The 16,373-nt window shown below is 61.0% G+C and carries 13 protein-coding genes and 1 pseudogene; 4 read left to right on the forward strand and 10 right to left on the reverse strand.

What is annotated here, in order from left to right; genetic code table 11:
- Positions 1-153: 153 nt before the first annotated feature.
- The 4 genes from M2401_RS27760 to M2401_RS27775 all read right to left on the reverse strand — a co-directional run bounded on the left by M2401_RS27760 (position 154) and on the right by M2401_RS27775 (position 3,359).
- A complete protein-coding gene (locus M2401_RS27760; protein ID WP_259108558.1) occupies positions 154-567 on the reverse strand; it encodes a helix-turn-helix domain-containing protein in 414 nt (137 codons plus the stop codon).
- A 138-nt stretch (positions 568-705) separates the two neighbouring features.
- On the reverse strand, positions 706-1,068 hold the full coding sequence (locus M2401_RS27765) for a response regulator transcription factor (protein WP_409033994.1): 363 nt from the start codon (positions 1,066-1,068) through the stop codon (positions 706-708).
- Positions 1,069-1,206: 138 nt separating this feature from the next.
- A complete protein-coding gene (locus M2401_RS27770; RefSeq protein WP_259108559.1) occupies positions 1,207-1,821 on the reverse strand; it encodes a response regulator transcription factor in 615 nt (204 codons plus the stop codon).
- A 23-nt stretch (positions 1,822-1,844) separates the two neighbouring features.
- Positions 1,845-3,359 (reverse strand): helix-turn-helix transcriptional regulator, encoded by a 1,515-nt coding sequence (locus tag M2401_RS27775; RefSeq protein ID WP_259108561.1) that lies wholly within the window; start codon positions 3,357-3,359, stop codon positions 1,845-1,847.
- 344 nt (positions 3,360-3,703) lie between these two features.
- On the opposite strand from M2401_RS27775, the gene M2401_RS27780 reads away from it, so the two are divergent.
- Positions 3,704-4,912, forward strand: a complete 1,209-nt coding sequence (locus M2401_RS27780) for an MFS transporter (RefSeq protein WP_259108563.1) — start codon at positions 3,704-3,706, stop codon at positions 4,910-4,912.
- A gap of 189 nt (positions 4,913-5,101) precedes the next feature.
- Here M2401_RS27780 and M2401_RS27785 read toward each other — a convergent pair.
- The 5 genes and pseudogenes from M2401_RS27785 to M2401_RS27805 form a co-directional block, all read right to left on the reverse strand.
- Positions 5,102-7,359 (reverse strand): annotated as a pseudogene (locus M2401_RS27785) (molybdopterin cofactor-binding domain-containing protein).
- A complete protein-coding gene (locus M2401_RS27790; protein ID WP_259108565.1) occupies positions 7,356-7,820 on the reverse strand; it encodes a (2Fe-2S)-binding protein in 465 nt (154 codons plus the stop codon). Before M2401_RS27790 ends, M2401_RS27785 begins: the two are co-directional and overlap by 4 nt.
- The gene (locus tag M2401_RS27795) at positions 7,817-9,094 is read right to left on the reverse strand and encodes a cytochrome c (protein ID WP_259108576.1); all 1,278 of its coding nucleotides are present in this window, start codon (positions 9,092-9,094) and stop codon (positions 7,817-7,819) included. Before M2401_RS27795 ends, M2401_RS27790 begins: the two co-directional genes overlap by 4 nt.
- A gap of 239 nt (positions 9,095-9,333) precedes the next feature.
- Positions 9,334-10,326 carry an MBL fold metallo-hydrolase gene (locus M2401_RS27800; protein WP_259108578.1) on the reverse strand — a complete coding sequence of 331 codons (993 nt, stop codon included), beginning with the start codon at positions 10,324-10,326 and terminating at the stop codon, positions 9,334-9,336.
- A gap of 432 nt (positions 10,327-10,758) precedes the next feature.
- Positions 10,759-11,646 (reverse strand): LysR family transcriptional regulator, encoded by an 888-nt coding sequence (locus M2401_RS27805; RefSeq protein WP_259108580.1) that lies wholly within the window; start codon positions 11,644-11,646, stop codon positions 10,759-10,761.
- A gap of 135 nt (positions 11,647-11,781) precedes the next feature.
- Between M2401_RS27805 and M2401_RS27810 the strand changes: the two genes are divergently transcribed.
- The gene (locus tag M2401_RS27810; protein ID WP_259108589.1) at positions 11,782-12,804 is read left to right on the forward strand and encodes an alpha/beta hydrolase; all 1,023 of its coding nucleotides are present in this window, start codon (positions 11,782-11,784) and stop codon (positions 12,802-12,804) included.
- A gap of 69 nt (positions 12,805-12,873) precedes the next feature.
- Positions 12,874-14,304 carry a mechanosensitive ion channel family protein gene (locus tag M2401_RS27815; protein WP_259108591.1) on the forward strand — a complete coding sequence of 477 codons (1,431 nt, stop codon included), beginning with the start codon at positions 12,874-12,876 and terminating at the stop codon, positions 14,302-14,304.
- On the opposite strand, the gene M2401_RS27820 is transcribed toward M2401_RS27815, so the two are convergent.
- A complete protein-coding gene (locus M2401_RS27820) occupies positions 14,301-15,200 on the reverse strand; it encodes a LysR family transcriptional regulator (RefSeq protein WP_259108593.1) in 900 nt (299 codons plus the stop codon). The two genes, M2401_RS27815 and M2401_RS27820, sit on opposite strands and share 4 nt — an antisense overlap.
- Positions 15,201-15,325: 125 nt before the next feature.
- Between M2401_RS27820 and M2401_RS27825 the strand changes: the two genes are divergently transcribed.
- A complete protein-coding gene (locus M2401_RS27825) occupies positions 15,326-16,306 on the forward strand; it encodes an NAD(P)H-quinone oxidoreductase (protein WP_259108595.1) in 981 nt (326 codons plus the stop codon).
- The last annotated feature ends 67 nt before the right edge of the window (positions 16,307-16,373 follow it).

A 16,373-nucleotide genomic window follows, 5' to 3' on the forward strand; every position in this document is an offset into this window, starting at 1 on the left:
CGAATTCATTCGCGAAAGCGATATTTCAGCACTACGCATGCGCCGAATGTACCGACCTCTTCGCGAATGAATTCGCTCCCACATACTTCGCTACATAAGAATCGCTCCTACAGGGCCCCCTGTAAGGCTGCTTCAACAGGGCAAGCTCCGGTCTCACGCCAGTAAAGCACGGCGCCAGCTGAAAGGTGTCGAACCGATGATACGGGTAAATACCCGGGTGAAATGGGACTGATCAGCAAAACCGCAGTCCAAGCTGATACGGGAGATGCTCAAATCGGACTCGGTCAACAGGCGCTTGGCCTTTTCCAGGCGAATGCGCAAAAACCAGTCCCTCGGCGAAACACCGGTGTTCTTCTTGAATGCCCGGGAAAAATGACTGCGCGACAGCGAGCACTCACTGGCGATACGGGCGATCGACAGGCCGCGACCCATATGGCTGGCCATGATTTCCTTGGCCCGGCGCTCCTGCCAGGGTGACAGCGCAACCCGTTCGAGGGCTTGCGGTTCGATCATGACAAGGGCTGGCAAAGTAACGCGATGCAACGAAGACGAACTGACAGTATTCATTCCTGGCTCTCCTGTTCAGAGGGGATGACACACTGCAAGTCTGGATCGAGCGCTTCCTTAAAGTCCTTTGCCGGGTATTAATCGTTCTTAAATCGACACTAAATTCCGCATTTTCGCTACAGGGTTATTTAGTGAAACTCATATCACAATGCCAGCCAACTCCAGCGCATCGATTAATTGCTCCTCACAGAATGGCTTGGCGAGAAAGGCCAGGGCTCCGGCAACCATTACTCTGGAGACCGTCTGTTGGTCGCCGTGAGCGGACATGCACACCACCGGTGGATGCGGGTCACTGGCACGCAGATGCCGCAAGACGTCGAGCCCTTGCATGCCCTGCATACGCAAATCGAGCAGGACACAGGCGGCCTGACTGACTTCGCTGGAGGCCAGAAACGCTTCCCCCGAAGCGAAACCAACGCTGTGACAGCCCAGGGATTTGAGCAGGTTGCCAAGACTGCTGCGCATAGACACGTCGTCGTCGACAACGCAGATCAGAACCATAAGCTGAACTTCTTGGCCTTTGGGTAGTTAGAAAAGTAGCGTACGCGCAACAGCGCGGAACGGGGATTGACTCTATGTATAGTTGTGCCGCTCGCCGTCATTTGTAGAACTTTTGTACGAAAAACCTCACGCATGGAGTTATTCGACGGCATTCAACCGATCAGCCATTTTCACCAGATCAATCAGGGTTCGCGCCTGCATCTTGGTCATTAAATGGCGTTTGTGAACTTTGGCGGTAATCTCACTGGTGCCCAGTTCATGGGCAATCTGCTTGATCATCTTGCCGGTGATCGCCAGGGCCATGACTTCCCGTTCGCGGGGCGTCAGGGTATCGAAGCGGCGGCGACAGCTTTCGGTCTCCAGGCGCCGGATCAGATTGCCACGATCCTGCTCCAGAGCCTGACCGATCAGGTCCAGCAGATAGTCGGGCTCGAAGGGTTTGGTCAGGAACTCATGGGCACCGGCCTTGATGGCCCGCACCGACATGGGAATGGTGCCGTAGCCGGTCATGAAAATGATCGGGAAATGCAGGCCCCGGCGCATCAGTTCACTCTGCACGTCGAAACCGCTATCTGCCGCCAGGTTGACGTCCAGCAGCAGGCAGGTCGGCCGCTCGATGAAGTTTTCCTGCAAGAAGTCCTGGGCCGAGGCAAAGCTCTTGCTGACCAGGTCGGCCGAACTGAGCAGGCGGGTCAGCGACGTGCACATCGTCGGCTCGTCATCGACCACATAAACCACGGGTGTTGCGCTCATAAATCGGTTATCCGTAAACCCGGCTACTGGCTGGTGGCCAGAATCCGTTGATGATGCAGGTGATAGATATCGGGCAGTGTCGCCTCGACAGAGCCCTTGGCACGCAGATCGCTCAGGGAAACACCGAGCGCACGCGGTGCGGAAGCCTCAGGACTGCGTAACAACGGGACCTTGCCCGTACGTTGCAGAATGCACAGGCGGGTCACGTCGAGCAAGCGATAGAACTTGAACGGACCTTCGGCGGTGACCACCAGCAGCGACTTCAGCGCCAGGCCAACGATGCAGTCCATCACCTGGGTGCGGGATATGCCTGGCAATATGGCCACCTCGCAGGCCTGATACAGCGTGAAGCGCCCTTGCAGCTCGGCAATCCGCCGCAGCACCGCCTTTTCATCGCTGCTGAGCAGACGGTAACTCCATTGCAACGAAGCTTCCAGGCTCTGATGGCGATCCGGCGCGGTGCGCAGGCCGGCGCCAAGCAGATGCAGGTGCTCCTGCAGGTTGCTCGCCAGCTCGAACAGCCCCAGGGTCGAGGCCCGTGCCGCAGCCATTTCCAGCGCCAGGGGAATACCATCGAGGCGACGGCAGACCTCCCCGACCAGGGCCACGCTCTGATCATCCAGGGCCGCGCCGTCGTTCTGCGGGAAGAACCAGTCCAGCGCCCGCAAGCGCTTGAGGAATAGCTGCGCCGAAGTGCTACGCAACACGGTCTGGCGATCCGCGCCCTCCGGCGCCAGCGCCAAAGGCGGCACTACCATGCTGCGTTCGCCATTGATACGCAGCGATTCGCGACTGGTAGCGAGGAAGGTCGACGCAGGACAGGCCTGAATCAAGCATTCGCCCAGCGCGGCTACCGCCTCGATGACGTGCTCACAGTTGTCGAGCACAACCAGTCGGGGCTTGCGGTTGAGTTCGTCGATAGTCGCTTCCAGCAACGAGGACGGCGCCGTGCAGCCGACACCCAGGCTGCAGGCCAGGGCGTCGAGCACACGCTCGGGGCAGGTCAGTTGCGCCAGGCAGACGAAGCTGACCGCCTGGGCATCATCGCGGCAATAGCGATGAGCCACAGCCACGGCCAGGGTGGTCTTGCCAATGCCTCCGGCACCGACCAGCGTCAACAACGTTGTGTCCTGCAGCGCCTGGCATATCTCATCGAGCAGGCTTTCGCGCCCCACCAGCGGCGTGGCATAGGGCAGGCGCGCCTGGCACGCCAGGGGCAACTGTTCGGCTTCTTCGGCCTCGGCGCCCTCCTCGGCCAGCATCAGCATGTAGCCGCGCCCGGGAATGGTACGGATCAGGTCACGGTCGGCACCCAAAGCCTTGCGCAAGGCCGAGATATGCACTTGCAGGTTGTTTTCCTCGACCACCGTATCCGGCCAGACCCGCTGCAGGATTTCATCCTTGCTCACCAGGCGGCCGGGACAGTTGACCAACAGTTCAAGAATATCGAACGCGCGGGTGCCGATACGCAGCGGCAGACCGCTCTTGAAAAGGTCTCTTAGTTCAAGGGAGACATGGACTTGGCCGAGGCTGATCATTGAATTCACTCTTTCCCTAAGTAGTGACAGGCGACTGCCGAACGGCGCTGGCAAAGCCTGGCAATGGGTTTCAACAATGGCTGTATTGACGCATCTAATCAGCTAAAGCCCTTAGCCGATATTATCTATAGGGATAGTCCGACTAATACGCACAGGTAAAAACTAACGCTTTGGTTTAGTCCACGCCGGCACAGGTCCCGTGCAGCGCTCTAAACCGGGGCCTTTGCCTTTTACGCAAGGCTACTTTGCAGCGTGGCGGGATACCCTTGGGCGGCGCGCTCCTCTAAGGTGGCGTCCATTGGCGAGCAACCCCACTGCCTCGCCCCTGACTTGAGCCCTTGCACATGACCCGGACAAGCACTGTATCCGTCGAAACACCACCCCATACCCTGACCCGCGGCCTGGTGCTGCTGTTCGCCTTTTGCTGTGGCGCCATCGTCGCCAATATTTATTACGCCCAGCCCATCGTCGAGCTGATCGCACCGGACATCGGTCTGTCGGCCCATAGCGCCAGCCTGATCGTATCCCTGACCCAGATCGGCTATGCCCTGGGCCTGCTGTTCCTGGTGCCATTGGCCGATCTGGTCGAGAACCGCAAATTGATGCTGGCTACCGCTGTGGTGGCTACCATCGCCCTGCTCTGCGCCGGCCTGGCCGAGCATGCCAACCTGTTTCTCGCCATCTCTCTGCTGATCGGCCTGAGTTCGGTCTCGGTACAGATGCTGATCCCCCTGGCCGCGCACCTGGCACCCGAGCAGACCCGCGGGCAAGTGGTCGGCAATATCATGGGCGGCCTGCTGCTCGGTATTCTCCTGGCCCGGCCACTGTCCAGTGTAGTGGCCGACCATTTCGGCTGGCGCGTGGTGTTCATGGGCGCTGCAGTGATTATGCTGGCGATTACCTTGGTCATGGCTTTGACCATTCCCGGCCGTACTCCGGACCATAAGGCCAGCTACGGGCAACTGCTCGGCTCGCTGTTTACCCTGCTGCGCAAACACCCGCTGCTGCGTCAGCGCGCGCTGTATCAGGGCCTGCTGTTCGCGGCCTTCAGCCTGTTCTGGACCTCGGCGCCGATTGAACTGGCGCGCCAGCACGGCCTGTCACAAAGCCAGATCGCGATCTTCGCCCTGGTCGGAGCCATCGGCGCCATCGCCGCGCCCTTCGCCGGTCGCCTGGCCGACGCCGGACACACCCAGCGCGCCTCCCTGGTAGCAATGATCCTGGCACCAGTGGCGTTCCTGATCGGCCTGACGTCGCCTGGCTATAGCGTGATCGGCCTGGCTGTCACGGGTATCCTGCTCGACTTCGCCGTGCAACTGAATATGGTTCTTGGCCAGCGTGCGGTCTACGCCCTCGACCCGGCCAGCCGTGGCCGCTTGAACGCGCTATACATGACCAGCATCTTCATCGGTGGCTCCATCGGCTCGGCCCTGGCCAGCAGCATTTACGAACAGGCTGGCTGGCACGGCGTGATCATGCTCGGCGCAGGCCTGCCCGCGATCGCCCTGGTGGTGTTCCTGATCGTTGAACGGGGCCTGAGCGTACGCGCCTGATCCCGACAGCAAAAACAAAGCCCCCGACCTTGCGGCCGGGGGCTTTTTTTATCTGTCGCACAGGGACCGCATGATCGGCCGTAGGGCCGGCTTTAGCCGGGAGAGCGTCATCAGCTTCAAAGACGCCCTCCCGGCTAAAGCCGGTCCTACAGAAAGCGCATATCTTCAGATGGCTATCTATCTACCACTCTACCCTTCCAACCCTTTCTGCCAGCCACTCCGGGCCAACGGCAGATCCAGCAGCCGCTTGCCCGTGGCATCGGCCATGGCATTACCCAGAGCCGCCGCCATCGGCCCCTGGACAATCTCGGCAGCGCCCAGGAAAGGCTGTCCCGGCTGATCGAGCAGATGCACTTCGACACTGCCCGGCACCGCCGGAAAGCGGATGATCGGGTAACCGCTCCAGTCAAAACTGCGTACTCCGGCCGGGTCGTACAGGACCTTTTCGTACAGTGTCCAACTGGCCGACTGGACGATCCCGCCCTCCACCTGATTGCGCAAGCCATCGGGGCTTACGATCTGCCCGCAATCCACCGCCGTCACCACCCGGTCGATGATCACTTCACCGGTCTGGCGCTGCACATGCAACTGCACGGCAATGGCACAGTAACCCATGACGTTCTTGTAGCGGGCAAACGCAAAGCCGATGCCGCTGCCCGGCCCCGTCGCCTTGTGCGGCCAGCCAAAGGCGCTGGCGGCGCTCTTGACCACGGCAATGGCCCGGGGATCGCTCAGGTGTTGCAGGCGGAACTGCACCGGATCTACACCGGCACGGGCCGCCAGTTCATCCAGGGCGCTTTCGATAGAGAACACATTGACATGAGCCCCCAGCGAGCGTTGCGCCGAGGTGCGAAATGGCATGGTCGTGACGAAGTTCATATCGATCTGCGTGTTGGCAATGTCATACAGCGGCACCGCATTGCGATCACCGTCGCCTTCGGGCTGGGCAATCGGCACCGAGGGCGCAGGGGTAAAGGGCCGGGCCAGCAACCACGCGGGCATCAGCCGTCCGGCATTGACGATACGTTCGTTATGGGGCGTGCTCCACAATTCGTATTTCCAGTTGCGTACCTTGCCTGACGCATCCAGGTCCGCTTGCACCTCGGTGAGCATTGCCGAGCTGTAAGGCTCCCAGAGGTTTTCCTGTTCGCGCATCCATTGCACCCGCACCGGCTGGCCCGGCAGCGCCATGGCTACCAGAGCGGCATCGGCCGCCGCATCGTCGGCACCGTTATGCCCGTAGCAACCGGAACCCTCGACATGAATGCAGCGCACTTTCGCCACCGGCAGCCCGAGCATCTCGGCAATCCCGGCACGCAACGGATAGACCCCTTGGGTGTGGGTCCAGACCGTCAGCAGGTCGTCCTTGTACCAGGCCACCGAGCAGGACGGCCCGATGGAGCCGTGCATCAGATATTGCTTGGTGACCCTGGCGCGATAGGCCTTGGTCGACGGTGCATCAAGGCTGCCCTTACTGCCCACCGGGTAGTGCTTTTTCGGCAGCCGAGTCAGCAGCTCATGAATATGCTTTTCATCCGGCAAGGCATTGCCTTCAGTCCAGCGTGCCGAGGCATAACCTTCGCGCATGGCCTTGACTGCCTGCCATTCATCCTTCGCCACCACGGCCAGATAACTGCCATTGCGTACCAGCTTGACCACCCCAGGCAGCTTTTCCAGGGCTGGCTGATCAACGTCGACAAGGTACTGCCGCGCCGGGGCGGACGGATCACCCGCGCATGGAGCATGCCCGGCAGGCGCATGTCCTGCACATAACTGGCGCCACCGCTGACCTTGGCCGGAATATCCAGGCGTGGCAACGAGTGACCGATCAGCTTGAACTGTGCGGGCTCGGCAACCGGTGACTGGACACTGGCGTAACGGTGCAGATCGACCCCGGCAATGGCTTCGGTGTAAGGCATGCTGCGGCCGTCAGCGGCAACTATCACTGCGTCCCGGGTGCTCAGGGTGGAGGGCTCCAGCTGCCACTGACGAGCCGCAGACTCGACCAGCAACTGGCGCACTTGCGCCGCCGCATTGAACAAGGCCGTACCGCTGTCGAGAATGGTATGGCTGCCAGCGGTATAGCCTTCATTGGGCGTCAGGGCGGTGTCAGCAGTGATGAAGTTGATCAGGCCAGGATTCACCTCAAGACGCTCGGCGGCGATCTGCAACAACGCCGTACGCACGCCGGTGCCCAATTCAACCTTGCCCGTATAGACAGTAACGCCGTGTTCCTTGTCGATTCGCACCCAGGCATCGAGAAAGGGTGTGGCGCGCAGGCTGCCGGGAAGATTCGGGTCCAGCACCACGGTGCCCAGGGTATCCACCTCGGTATCGGCAAAGGCCTGACGCGCGCCCGGCACCATGGCGAAACCCACCACCAGCGCGCCGCCGATGAGGAAGGAACGACGTCCCGGACCGACGGGCAAATCCTCTCGGCGCGTCATACCCGCACCCCGCTGGCGACCACAGACTGGATCGCTTCGATAATGCGCATATGGGTGCCGCAGCGGCACAGGTTGGGCGCCATATGCTCGCGAATCTGCTGTTCATCCGGCTGAGGGTTGTCTTGCAATAACGATTGAGCGCGCATGATCATACCGGCGATGCAGTAACCGCACTGGGCCGCCTGTTTGTCGATAAAGGCTTGTTGCAAAGGCCCCGGCGCCTGCTGGCTGCCCAGGCCTTCAACGGTACGAATGCTGCGCCCGGCCGCTGCCGAGCACGGCAACAGGCAGGAGAACACCGGTTTGTCGGCGACCATCACGGTACAGGCGCCACACTGGCCCAGGCCGCAGCCGTACTTGGCGCCATTGAGTTCAAGGTGGTTGCGCAAGGCGTACAGCAGCGGCATATCCGGGTCGATATCCAGGGCATGGTCACGACCATTGACGTTCAGGTTGATCATTTCGCGTGTCCCTCTTGGCGCAGGCTGCTGATGGTTTTATCCAGATCGGCCCAGGGACGGGCGGAACAGGTTTGCTCGCGCAGATAGCCGGCAATCGCCGCTATCTGGCTATCGTTCAGGCTATTGGCGAAGGCCGGCATGTAATGACTGGCGTCACCCCGTGACAACGGGATGCCGTCGAGCACGGTCTTGATCAGGTTGCGCGGGCTGTCGGCGCGCAGGGCCGAAGACTGCTCAAGGCCAGGCCGACCATCGACCATGCGCATCGGCGCTGCCGGGCCATGGCAGCCGGCGCAGGCCCCGGCAAATAGCGTGGCACCCTCACTCGCCACCGCGACCGCAGGTTGTGCCAGCGCGCAAGGCGCCGCCCTGGATTTGTCAGCGTCGGGCTTGAGGCTGAGAATGTAATCGGCAATCGCCTGCACATCAGCGCTGGGCAATTGCGCCAGGCTCAGGCTGACCGGCAGCATCGGCCCGGCCGCCGCGCCATGCCCCTCGGCGACCTGACCACGCAGATAGGCTTGCAGCTGCTCGGTATTCCAGGGGTGAGGGCCTTCGCTGAGGCCACGCAACGACGGTGCATCCCAGCCATCGACGACACCGCCATTGAACAGCTCGCTGCCCTTCTCGCCGCCGATGAAATTCAGCGGTGAATGGCAGGACGAACAATGCCCTGCGCCCTCCACCAGATAGCGCCCGCGATTCCATTGCGTCGATTGCCCGGCCACGTCCTGCAACGGCGCGCCATGCAGAAACAGCAGATTCCAGAACGCGACCAGCGGACGGAAATTCATCGGGAACATCATCTGGTTGGGCGGCGCATGGGCTTGGACAGGGTCCACGCTCATCAGGAAGGCGTAAGCATCGCGGATATCCCGCTCCGACATGCGGCTGTAATGCACATAAGGGAACGCCGGATAAAGCAGGTGCCCGTCGCGGGCGATGCCGTTGCGCATGGCGCGGATAAACGCCTCTTCCGGCCACAGGCCGATGCCGCTGGCAGGGTCCGGGGTGATATTGGTGGTGTACAGGGTGCCGAATGGCGTCACCAAAGGCAGACCACCTGCCATATAGGCGCCACCCGGACGGGTATGGCAGACCGCACAGTCGCCCTGCTCCACGACCCTGGCGCCGCGACGGATGCTTTCAGCGTCGTGACCGGCAATGGCTTGTGGCAATGGCGCAATCGCCGGGCGCCACATCAACGCAAAGGCAATCACCAGACCTGCGACGGCTAACGCAAGCCCGCCCTGAACAAGGGTTTTACGCCTCATGTACGCTCCTCGAAATGCGCACGTCCTGGTTGGAACCGTGCAAACACTTCACGTTAGGGGGAGCCCTGGATCGAGAGAATGTACCTGCGCCGCAACACTGATTTGCGCTTTGCACAACGCCCGTCCAAGGCCATGCCTTAACCTTAGAGTCCGTACGTGTATCAGGCTTGAATGGGCGTGCTCAAAAGAGGTCAATGCGGCGCTCAATAACACTCAACGCCGCAGTACAGAGGACGAGGTTATTCGAGCAGCGGTACTTTGGCCGCCCGTTGGTACGGGCCGTACTCAACCGGTATCCACTGGAAATGCTTGTCCTGTTGGCCGATGTGGCCCATGCCTGGAAATGGCAGGTGCGCCGCTGCAACCCAGATTTTGCTCTTCGCTGCAGCACTGAACACCTGCTCGCGACTGGCAATGGCCTCTTTACCACTGGTATCGAAGCCGATCGACACTTCCGGATGCTCGAACTGCACCGCCAGGTTATGGATCAGGTCGCCCATGAACAGAATGGTCTGGCCTTTGGACGTGAACTGATAGGTGGTGCTGCCTGGCGTGTGCCCGGCCTCCAGGGTGGTCTTCACCTCAGGCACTGGCGACTCGCCCGGCGTAAAGGTCTTGAAGTGCGCCGCCGCGATATAAGACGCGGTGGACTCCTGGGCGATCTTGAAAAAAATCCGGGCCGCTTCCGGCACCTTGTTCATGGCATCAGGATCCAGCCAGTAGTCAGCTTCCGGCTTGGCGGCATAGACCATGGCATTGGCGAATACCGGTTTCTTCTGGGCATCAACCAGTCCGCAGACGTGATCCAGGTGAAGGTGGGTCAGCAGGATGGTATCGACCTGCTCCGGCTGATAACCCGCCGCGCGGATATTCGCCGACAGCCAGCCGGCCGTTTCCCCCATGCATTGCCCGGCGCCGGTATCGACCAGAATCAGATGCTCGCCGGTATTGATCAGGAAAGCGTTGAACGCGGTCTGCACACCCGGCGAATCGATGTCGCGACGGGCAAGCAGCGCTCGAATCTTGCTTTGGGTCATGCCCTGGAGCAGCTTGGGCGACAGGTCGTTGTAACCATCAAATAGCGCAGTAACTTCGTAGTCGCCCACGGCCAGGCGGAAGTAACCGGGCACCTGGGTCTTCTGCTGTGCCGGTGCCTGTGCCATGGCGGCGCTGGAAGCCAGTAGCAGCGACAGGCCCAGCCCGCGAATGAGGGGAGATAAGGATAACGGCATGGCGTCCTCGCACTTGGATTCATCACCACACGCCGGGGTGGCGTGTGCATTGGCGGGGATCATGGCTGCGTGAGGACAACGGGGGATTGAATGGCTGTGCTGGTTTTGCGAGGTGATCGAATATTCGGTAGGAGCGAGGCTTGACCGCGAAGACATTGGTGCAGCCGCTACACCTGCTGCGCCTGATCCATAGCCTTCGCGGGCAAGCCTCGCTCTCATCAAACAACGCGTAACGTACTGAATGACAAAGACTCTGTGGGAGCGAATTCATTCGCGAAAGCGGTGTTCCCGGCGATGAAGATGCGTCGAATGTACCGGCCTCTTCGCGAATGAATTCGCTCCCACACGATTGGCCACCTACCCCGGTTAGTGTTTGCTGCGTGACAGCGCGGCGTCGTAGACGGGACGGGATCTCCCACAGTACAAGCAAACCTAGCCCAACTCGATAAGGTGCTCCTTGAGAAACTCGATCAACGCCTGCACCGGTCGCGAGCTTTGGCGGTGTTGCGGGTACACCGCCGACAGCACCAGTGGCTCGGTGCGGTATTCGTCCAACACCCGCACCAGGCGACCGTCCTTCAATTGCTCACCGACAATAAACAGTGGCAGGTAGGTAATGCCCAAACCAGCCACCGCGGCATCGCGCAGCAGGTCGCCGTTATTGGCGCGCATGCGTCCGCACAGGTTGATGGTCAGCGGCTTGCCGTTGCGTTCGAAGCGCCATTGCACCTGGCGGCTGTGGCCATAGGGCAGGCAGTCGTGATCCTTGAGTTCCTCAGGTGCCTGGGGCGCGCTGCGTGAGGCCAGGTAATCCGGGCTGCAGCAGTAGACCCGGTCGATCAGGGCGAGGCGGCGGGCAATAAGCGTCGAGTCTTCCAGCAGGCCGATACGCAGGGCCAGGTCATAGCCCTCCCCCAGCAAGTCCACCGAACGGTCGCTCAGGTCCAGCTCCACCGAGACCTCGGGATAACGTTGCAGAAACAACGGCAGCAGGCAGCCGAGATGAGCCATGGCAAAGGACAGCGGTGCGCTCAGGCGGATGGTGCCCCGTGGCTGCGCGTTCTGCCCGGCGATGCTCTGCTCGGCTTGCTCCACTTCGGCGACCAGGCGCAGGGCCGACTCGTAATAAGCCTGACCCAGTGGCGTGACATCCAGGCGGCGAGTGGAGCGGTTGAGCAGGCGCACGCCGAGGCGCTCTTCCAGCTGCATCAGGCGGCGGCTGATGAACTGCTTGGACAGGCCCAACTGATCGGCCGCTGCTGTGAAACTGCCCGACTCCATCACCTGGGCAAAAATACGCATATCTTCAAACTGATTCATTGTCACGCTCAGGTGGACAGTCAAACGCCTTTCAGCGGATTTATCACAGCATGGCAGCCCATTAATCTGTGTCCATCGCGCTGCAACAGCCAGCGCAACAAACCAGACAGATTATTTGCTCACAAGGAATTGCCCATGAACATCTTCAAGAAAGCCGCCACCGTAACCGTACTGGCACTGGCCATCAACTCGGCCTTCGCCTCGACGCCGACCACCCAGGTCGAACACCAGACCCAGACATTCCTCAATGCCCTGAACGCAGGTGGCGGTCGCCCTCTTGAAGAACTCAGCCCTGCCGATGCCCGCGCTGTGCTCACCGGTGCGCAAAAATCGGTGAAAGTCGATGTCTCCGGCACCGAAGTCAGCGACCGTACCATTCAGGTCGACGGTCAGTCGGTTGCCCTGAAAATCGTCCGTCCGGCCCACGTCAAAGGCAACCTGCCGGTGTTCATGTTCTTTCACGGTGGTGGCTGGGTTCTCGGCGACTACCCGACTCACGAACGCCTGATCCATGACCTGGTGGTGGGCTCTGGCGCAGTGGCGGTCTATGTCGGCTACACACCGTCGCCCGAAGCGCACTACCCGACAGCGATCAACCAGGCCTACGCCGCCACCCGCTGGGTCGCCGAGCATGGCAAGGAAATCGGTGTCGACGGCACTCGCCTGGCCGTGGCTGGCAACAGCGTCGGTGGCAATATGGCCGCCGTGGTCGCCCTGATGGCCAAGGAACAACACGCCCCGAATCTGCGCTTCCAGCTGCTGCTGTGGCCGGTGACCGATGCCAAATTCGATACCGCCTCGTACAACGAATTTGCCGACGGCCACTTCCTGACCAAGAACATGATGAAATGGTTCTGGGACAACTACACCACCGACGCCGGGCAACGTGCGCAGATCCATGCCTCGCCGTTGCAGGCGACTCTGGAGCAGTTGCAAGGCCTGCCACCTGCATTGGTACAGACCGCCGGTGCTGACGTGCTGCGTGACGAAGGCGAGGCCTATGCCCGTAAACTGGATGCCGCCGGTGTCGATGTCACTGCGGTGCGCTACAACGGTATGATCCACGACTACGGCCTGCTCAACCCCCTGAGCCAGATCCCCGAGGTCAAGGCGGCGATGCGTCAGGCGGCCGGCGAGCTCAAAGCCCACCTCAACTAAACGCACTAATGTTCAAGACAGCCCACGGTACGTGGGCTGTTCTGTATCAGCCCTTCAGGAAGATCAACCATGTCGTTCATTCAAAACTACCCGTTTGTTGCCAGCGTCATTGTTCTGTTGATCGACCTGTTGAGCTGGCAACTGCTGCCGTTCAAATACCGGATTTATAAAGTCGCGGCGCGCCTGGTGTTGTTTCTGGCCTATAGCGCCGTGATCGTCAGCGCCGGCATGAGCCCGCTGGATGCAGCGCCCTGGCCGGAGGACGGCCCACGTCACCTCGCCGCCATCGCCCTGAGCATTCTCTGGTGGCTGCTCGCGGCACGAACCCTGACCGGCGTGCTCGGCATTCTCCTGACCCGGCGCATCGGCCATAGCGGCCGCTTGTTGCAGGAAGTCATGGGCGCAGTGATTTTCCTCATTGCTGCCGTCGCCGCAGCGGGCTACGTCCTGCAACTGCCAGTGCAAGGCTTGCTCGCCACTTCGGGGGCCATGGCGATCATCGTCGGCCTGGCCTTGCAGAGCACTTTGAGCGATGTGTTTTCCGGCATCGTGCTCAATACCACCAAGCCCTATCAGGTGGACGACGTGGTCAGCATCGATGGCGTCGAAGGCAAGGTCGTCGATATCGACTGGCGCGCCACCCATTTGCTCACTGGCACCGGCAGTACTGCCGTGGTGCCCAACTCGGTGGCGGCCAAGGCCAAGATCGTCAACCTCAGCCGACCCAGTGATTGCTTCGGCATTTCCGTGACCATCATGGTCTCGCCGAATATCCGCCCGCGCAGGGTGCTCGACGCCCTTGAGCGCGCCCTGCAAGGCAGCAGTGCACTATTGCCGTCGCCCAAGCCAAGAGCCATGGTCAAGGAAGCCAGCCCGACCACAATCGAATACAGCATCACCGGCTCGATCCGTTCACTGGACAGCAAGATCGATGTACGCAACCTGCTGTTCGACCTGGCGTATCGTCATCTGGAAGCCGCCGGCATTGCCTGGCAGTCGGATATCAGCACCGATAACAGCATGTCCCGGGCCCGGGCCTTGCTGGAAGATGTGAAGATCTTCAAGTCGGTCAACGCCGAAGAGAAAAATCATCTGGCACAGAATCTGGTGCCCCACGAATATGCAGCCGACCAGGTGATTCTTGAAGCCGGGGAAGTCAGTGATAGTCTGTTGGTGATTGCCACAGGCGTGGTTTCGGCGACGGTTTCGGATGGCAATCGCTTTATCGAAGCCGGACGCATGGGGCCAACCGAGGTCATGGGCGAACAGAGCATCCTTGCCGATACACCGTCAAATGCGCGTTTTACCGCCCTCACCTCTTGCGTGGTCTATCGCCTGGAAAAATCCGTGGTGCGCAGTGCCATGGAGCATCAGGCGGAAATCACCCGGGCCCTGAAAAAGCTCCAGGCTGTGCGCCAGCATGGCAGTGAAAGCTTGCTGCTACAGAGGCCGACTGCCGTGCGCAAGGCCGGGTTCCTCGGCTGGCTGAAAACTCGCTAGAAGATTGGACGCTGCGCCATCATCACCTTTAACTCGTCGATGAACAGTCGCAGGTTAGGGGCTGGCTGGGCCAGGGCACGCAGGATATGGATACCGGTTTGCGCGCAGGGCCGCTGGGCCAGTTCGGGCAAAAGATGCACCAGGCTGCCGTCGAGCACATCGTCGCCGACCACCCAGTCCGGCAGGTAGGCAATCCCGCGCCCGCCAACGGCAGCCAGACGCATGGCTTCGAAATCATCGCAGCGCAATACCGCCTGTTCCACCGGCTGCCCCAGCACATCGCGCCAACCGAGCAGATCGGCGCCATGCAGCTTGTCGAGCAAGCGATGTTCGCTCAGTTGGGCGGTGGATTGCGGCGTCCCCATAACCCGCAGATAAGCAGGGCTGGCGCATAACAACCGCCGCTGCGTGGCGATGCGGGTAGCGATCAGCGAACTGTCGGCCAGCTCGCCAATGCGTACAACCGCGTCGAGACGATCAACCACCGGATCCTCGACCCGCTCGGTCAGGTCCAGCTCCACGCGCAGGGACGGATGCCTGTCGCTCAAGCGGCAGATCAGCGGAATTACGTAACGCTTGCCGAAAGTGGGGAAACAGGCCACCCGCAACAGGCCGCCCAGCTCGCCCTTCATCGAGGCGATTTCCTGCTGGGCGTCGTCCAGTTCGTCGAGGATGCGCCGCGCCCTGATCAATAAGGCACGACCACTGTCGGTCAGGCTCAGGGCCCGGGTCGAACGCTGGAACAACGTGGTGTCGAGTTGGGTTTCCAGGGCAGTGATCTGCCGCGCCACGGATGACGGCGCCACACCACGACGGCGCGCGGCGCCGGAAAAACTGCCCTCACGGGCTACTTCAGTGAAGATGCCGAGGAAATCGGCAAATCCTTCGATTCTCATCGTGCGCTCCACGCAAAGCTGTTTGGCGACTACAGTCGATTATCGACAGGAGCCAAAGTGTCTATGGTGTTCGCAACCTGCAACTTATGCAAACAGCGCACAGCTGCGACCTCAAGGAACACCTTATGCGAGCTATCCATTTCCCCGAATTCGGCGACGCCGACGTCCTGCAACTGCACGAACTGCCGGACCCGGTCCTGCGCCCCACCGATCTGCTGATCCGCAACCACGCCGTGGGCGTCAACCGCGCCGATATCACCCATCGCAAGGGTGGCTACGGGCGCTCAGACTTTGGCGACTCCACCCTGATGGGCCTGGAAGTGGCCGGCGAGGTGATCGATATCGGTGAGAGTGTGGTTGGTTTTCAGCGCGGCGACCGGGTCATGGCGATCGTTGGCGGCGGCGCCTATGCCGAACTGTCGCGCCTGGACTACCGCATGGCCATGCCGATTCCCCAGGGCCTGGACTATATCCAGGCGGCTGCGATTCCTGAAGTCTTTGTCACGGCGCATGAAGCGCTGATCCACCTGGGTCGCCTGCACAGCGGTGAAAGCGTGCTGATTCATGCTGCCGCAGGCGGCGTCGGTTCGGCCGCCGTGCAATTGGCCCATGCCAGCGGTGCCCGGGTATTCGCCACAGCGGGTACGCAAAAGCTGCAACAAGTGCGCGATCTCGGCGCTGATGAGGTGATTGATTACAAGCAGGAAGACTATGCCAAGGTTATTGAGCAAGCGACCGATGGCGAGGGCGTGGATGTGGTCATCGACTTTGTTGGAGCCCCGTATCTTGAGCGCAATATCCGCGCACTCAAGGCCGGTGGCCGGTTGATTCAGGTGGGGATTCTGGGTGGCACGAAAGACGCAATCCTGCCGCTGGAACAGGTGCTGTACAAACATTTGCAAATCATTGGCACGGTGATGAAATCACGCCCACAGGCGGTCAAGCAGGCCATGACCCAGCGTTTCCGTGATCGCTGGCTGGAAACCTTCACCGCCAGCGGTCTGAAGCCGATCATCGACAGCGTATTCCCCCTGGCCAGAGCCGCCGATGCGCATCGGCGTATGGAGTCGAACGAGAGTGTCGGCAAGATCATTCTGACGCCCTGATCCCTGCCACAGCCCTGCAAGGCAGGGAGAAAATCCCACAGAGTCTCTGTGATTCAGTGGGTTATGC

Origin of the sequence: Pseudomonas sp. JUb42 (assembly GCF_024807945.1) — a bacterium.
Taxonomy (GTDB): Bacteria; Pseudomonadota; Gammaproteobacteria; order Pseudomonadales; family Pseudomonadaceae; genus Aquipseudomonas.

What these genes read in the sequence shown, in the direction of transcription:
- M2401_RS27760 (WP_259108558.1), bottom strand. Translation starts at nt 567, where the DNA reads ATGAATACTGTCAGTTCGTCTTCGTTGCATCGCGTTACTTTGCCAGCC.
- M2401_RS27765 (WP_409033994.1), bottom strand. Translation starts at nt 1,068, where the DNA reads ATGGTTCTGATCTGCGTTGTCGACGACGACGTGTCTATGCGCAGCAGT.
- M2401_RS27770 (WP_259108559.1), bottom strand. Translation starts at nt 1,821, where the DNA reads ATGAGCGCAACACCCGTGGTTTATGTGGTCGATGACGAGCCGACGATG.
- M2401_RS27775 (WP_259108561.1), bottom strand. Translation starts at nt 3,359, where the DNA reads ATGATCAGCCTCGGCCAAGTCCATGTCTCCCTTGAACTAAGAGACCTT.
- M2401_RS27780 (WP_259108563.1), top strand. Translation starts at nt 3,704, where the DNA reads ATGACCCGGACAAGCACTGTATCCGTCGAAACACCACCCCATACCCTG.
- M2401_RS27790 (WP_259108565.1), bottom strand. Translation starts at nt 7,820, where the DNA reads ATGATCAACCTGAACGTCAATGGTCGTGACCATGCCCTGGATATCGAC.
- M2401_RS27795 (WP_259108576.1), bottom strand. Translation starts at nt 9,094, where the DNA reads ATGAGGCGTAAAACCCTTGTTCAGGGCGGGCTTGCGTTAGCCGTCGCA.
- M2401_RS27800 (WP_259108578.1), bottom strand. Translation starts at nt 10,326, where the DNA reads ATGCCGTTATCCTTATCTCCCCTCATTCGCGGGCTGGGCCTGTCGCTG.
- M2401_RS27805 (WP_259108580.1), bottom strand. Translation starts at nt 11,646, where the DNA reads ATGAATCAGTTTGAAGATATGCGTATTTTTGCCCAGGTGATGGAGTCG.
- M2401_RS27810 (WP_259108589.1), top strand. Translation starts at nt 11,782, where the DNA reads ATGAACATCTTCAAGAAAGCCGCCACCGTAACCGTACTGGCACTGGCC.
- M2401_RS27815 (WP_259108591.1), top strand. Translation starts at nt 12,874, where the DNA reads ATGTCGTTCATTCAAAACTACCCGTTTGTTGCCAGCGTCATTGTTCTG.
- M2401_RS27820 (WP_259108593.1), bottom strand. Translation starts at nt 15,200, where the DNA reads ATGAGAATCGAAGGATTTGCCGATTTCCTCGGCATCTTCACTGAAGTA.
- M2401_RS27825 (WP_259108595.1), top strand. Translation starts at nt 15,326, where the DNA reads ATGCGAGCTATCCATTTCCCCGAATTCGGCGACGCCGACGTCCTGCAA.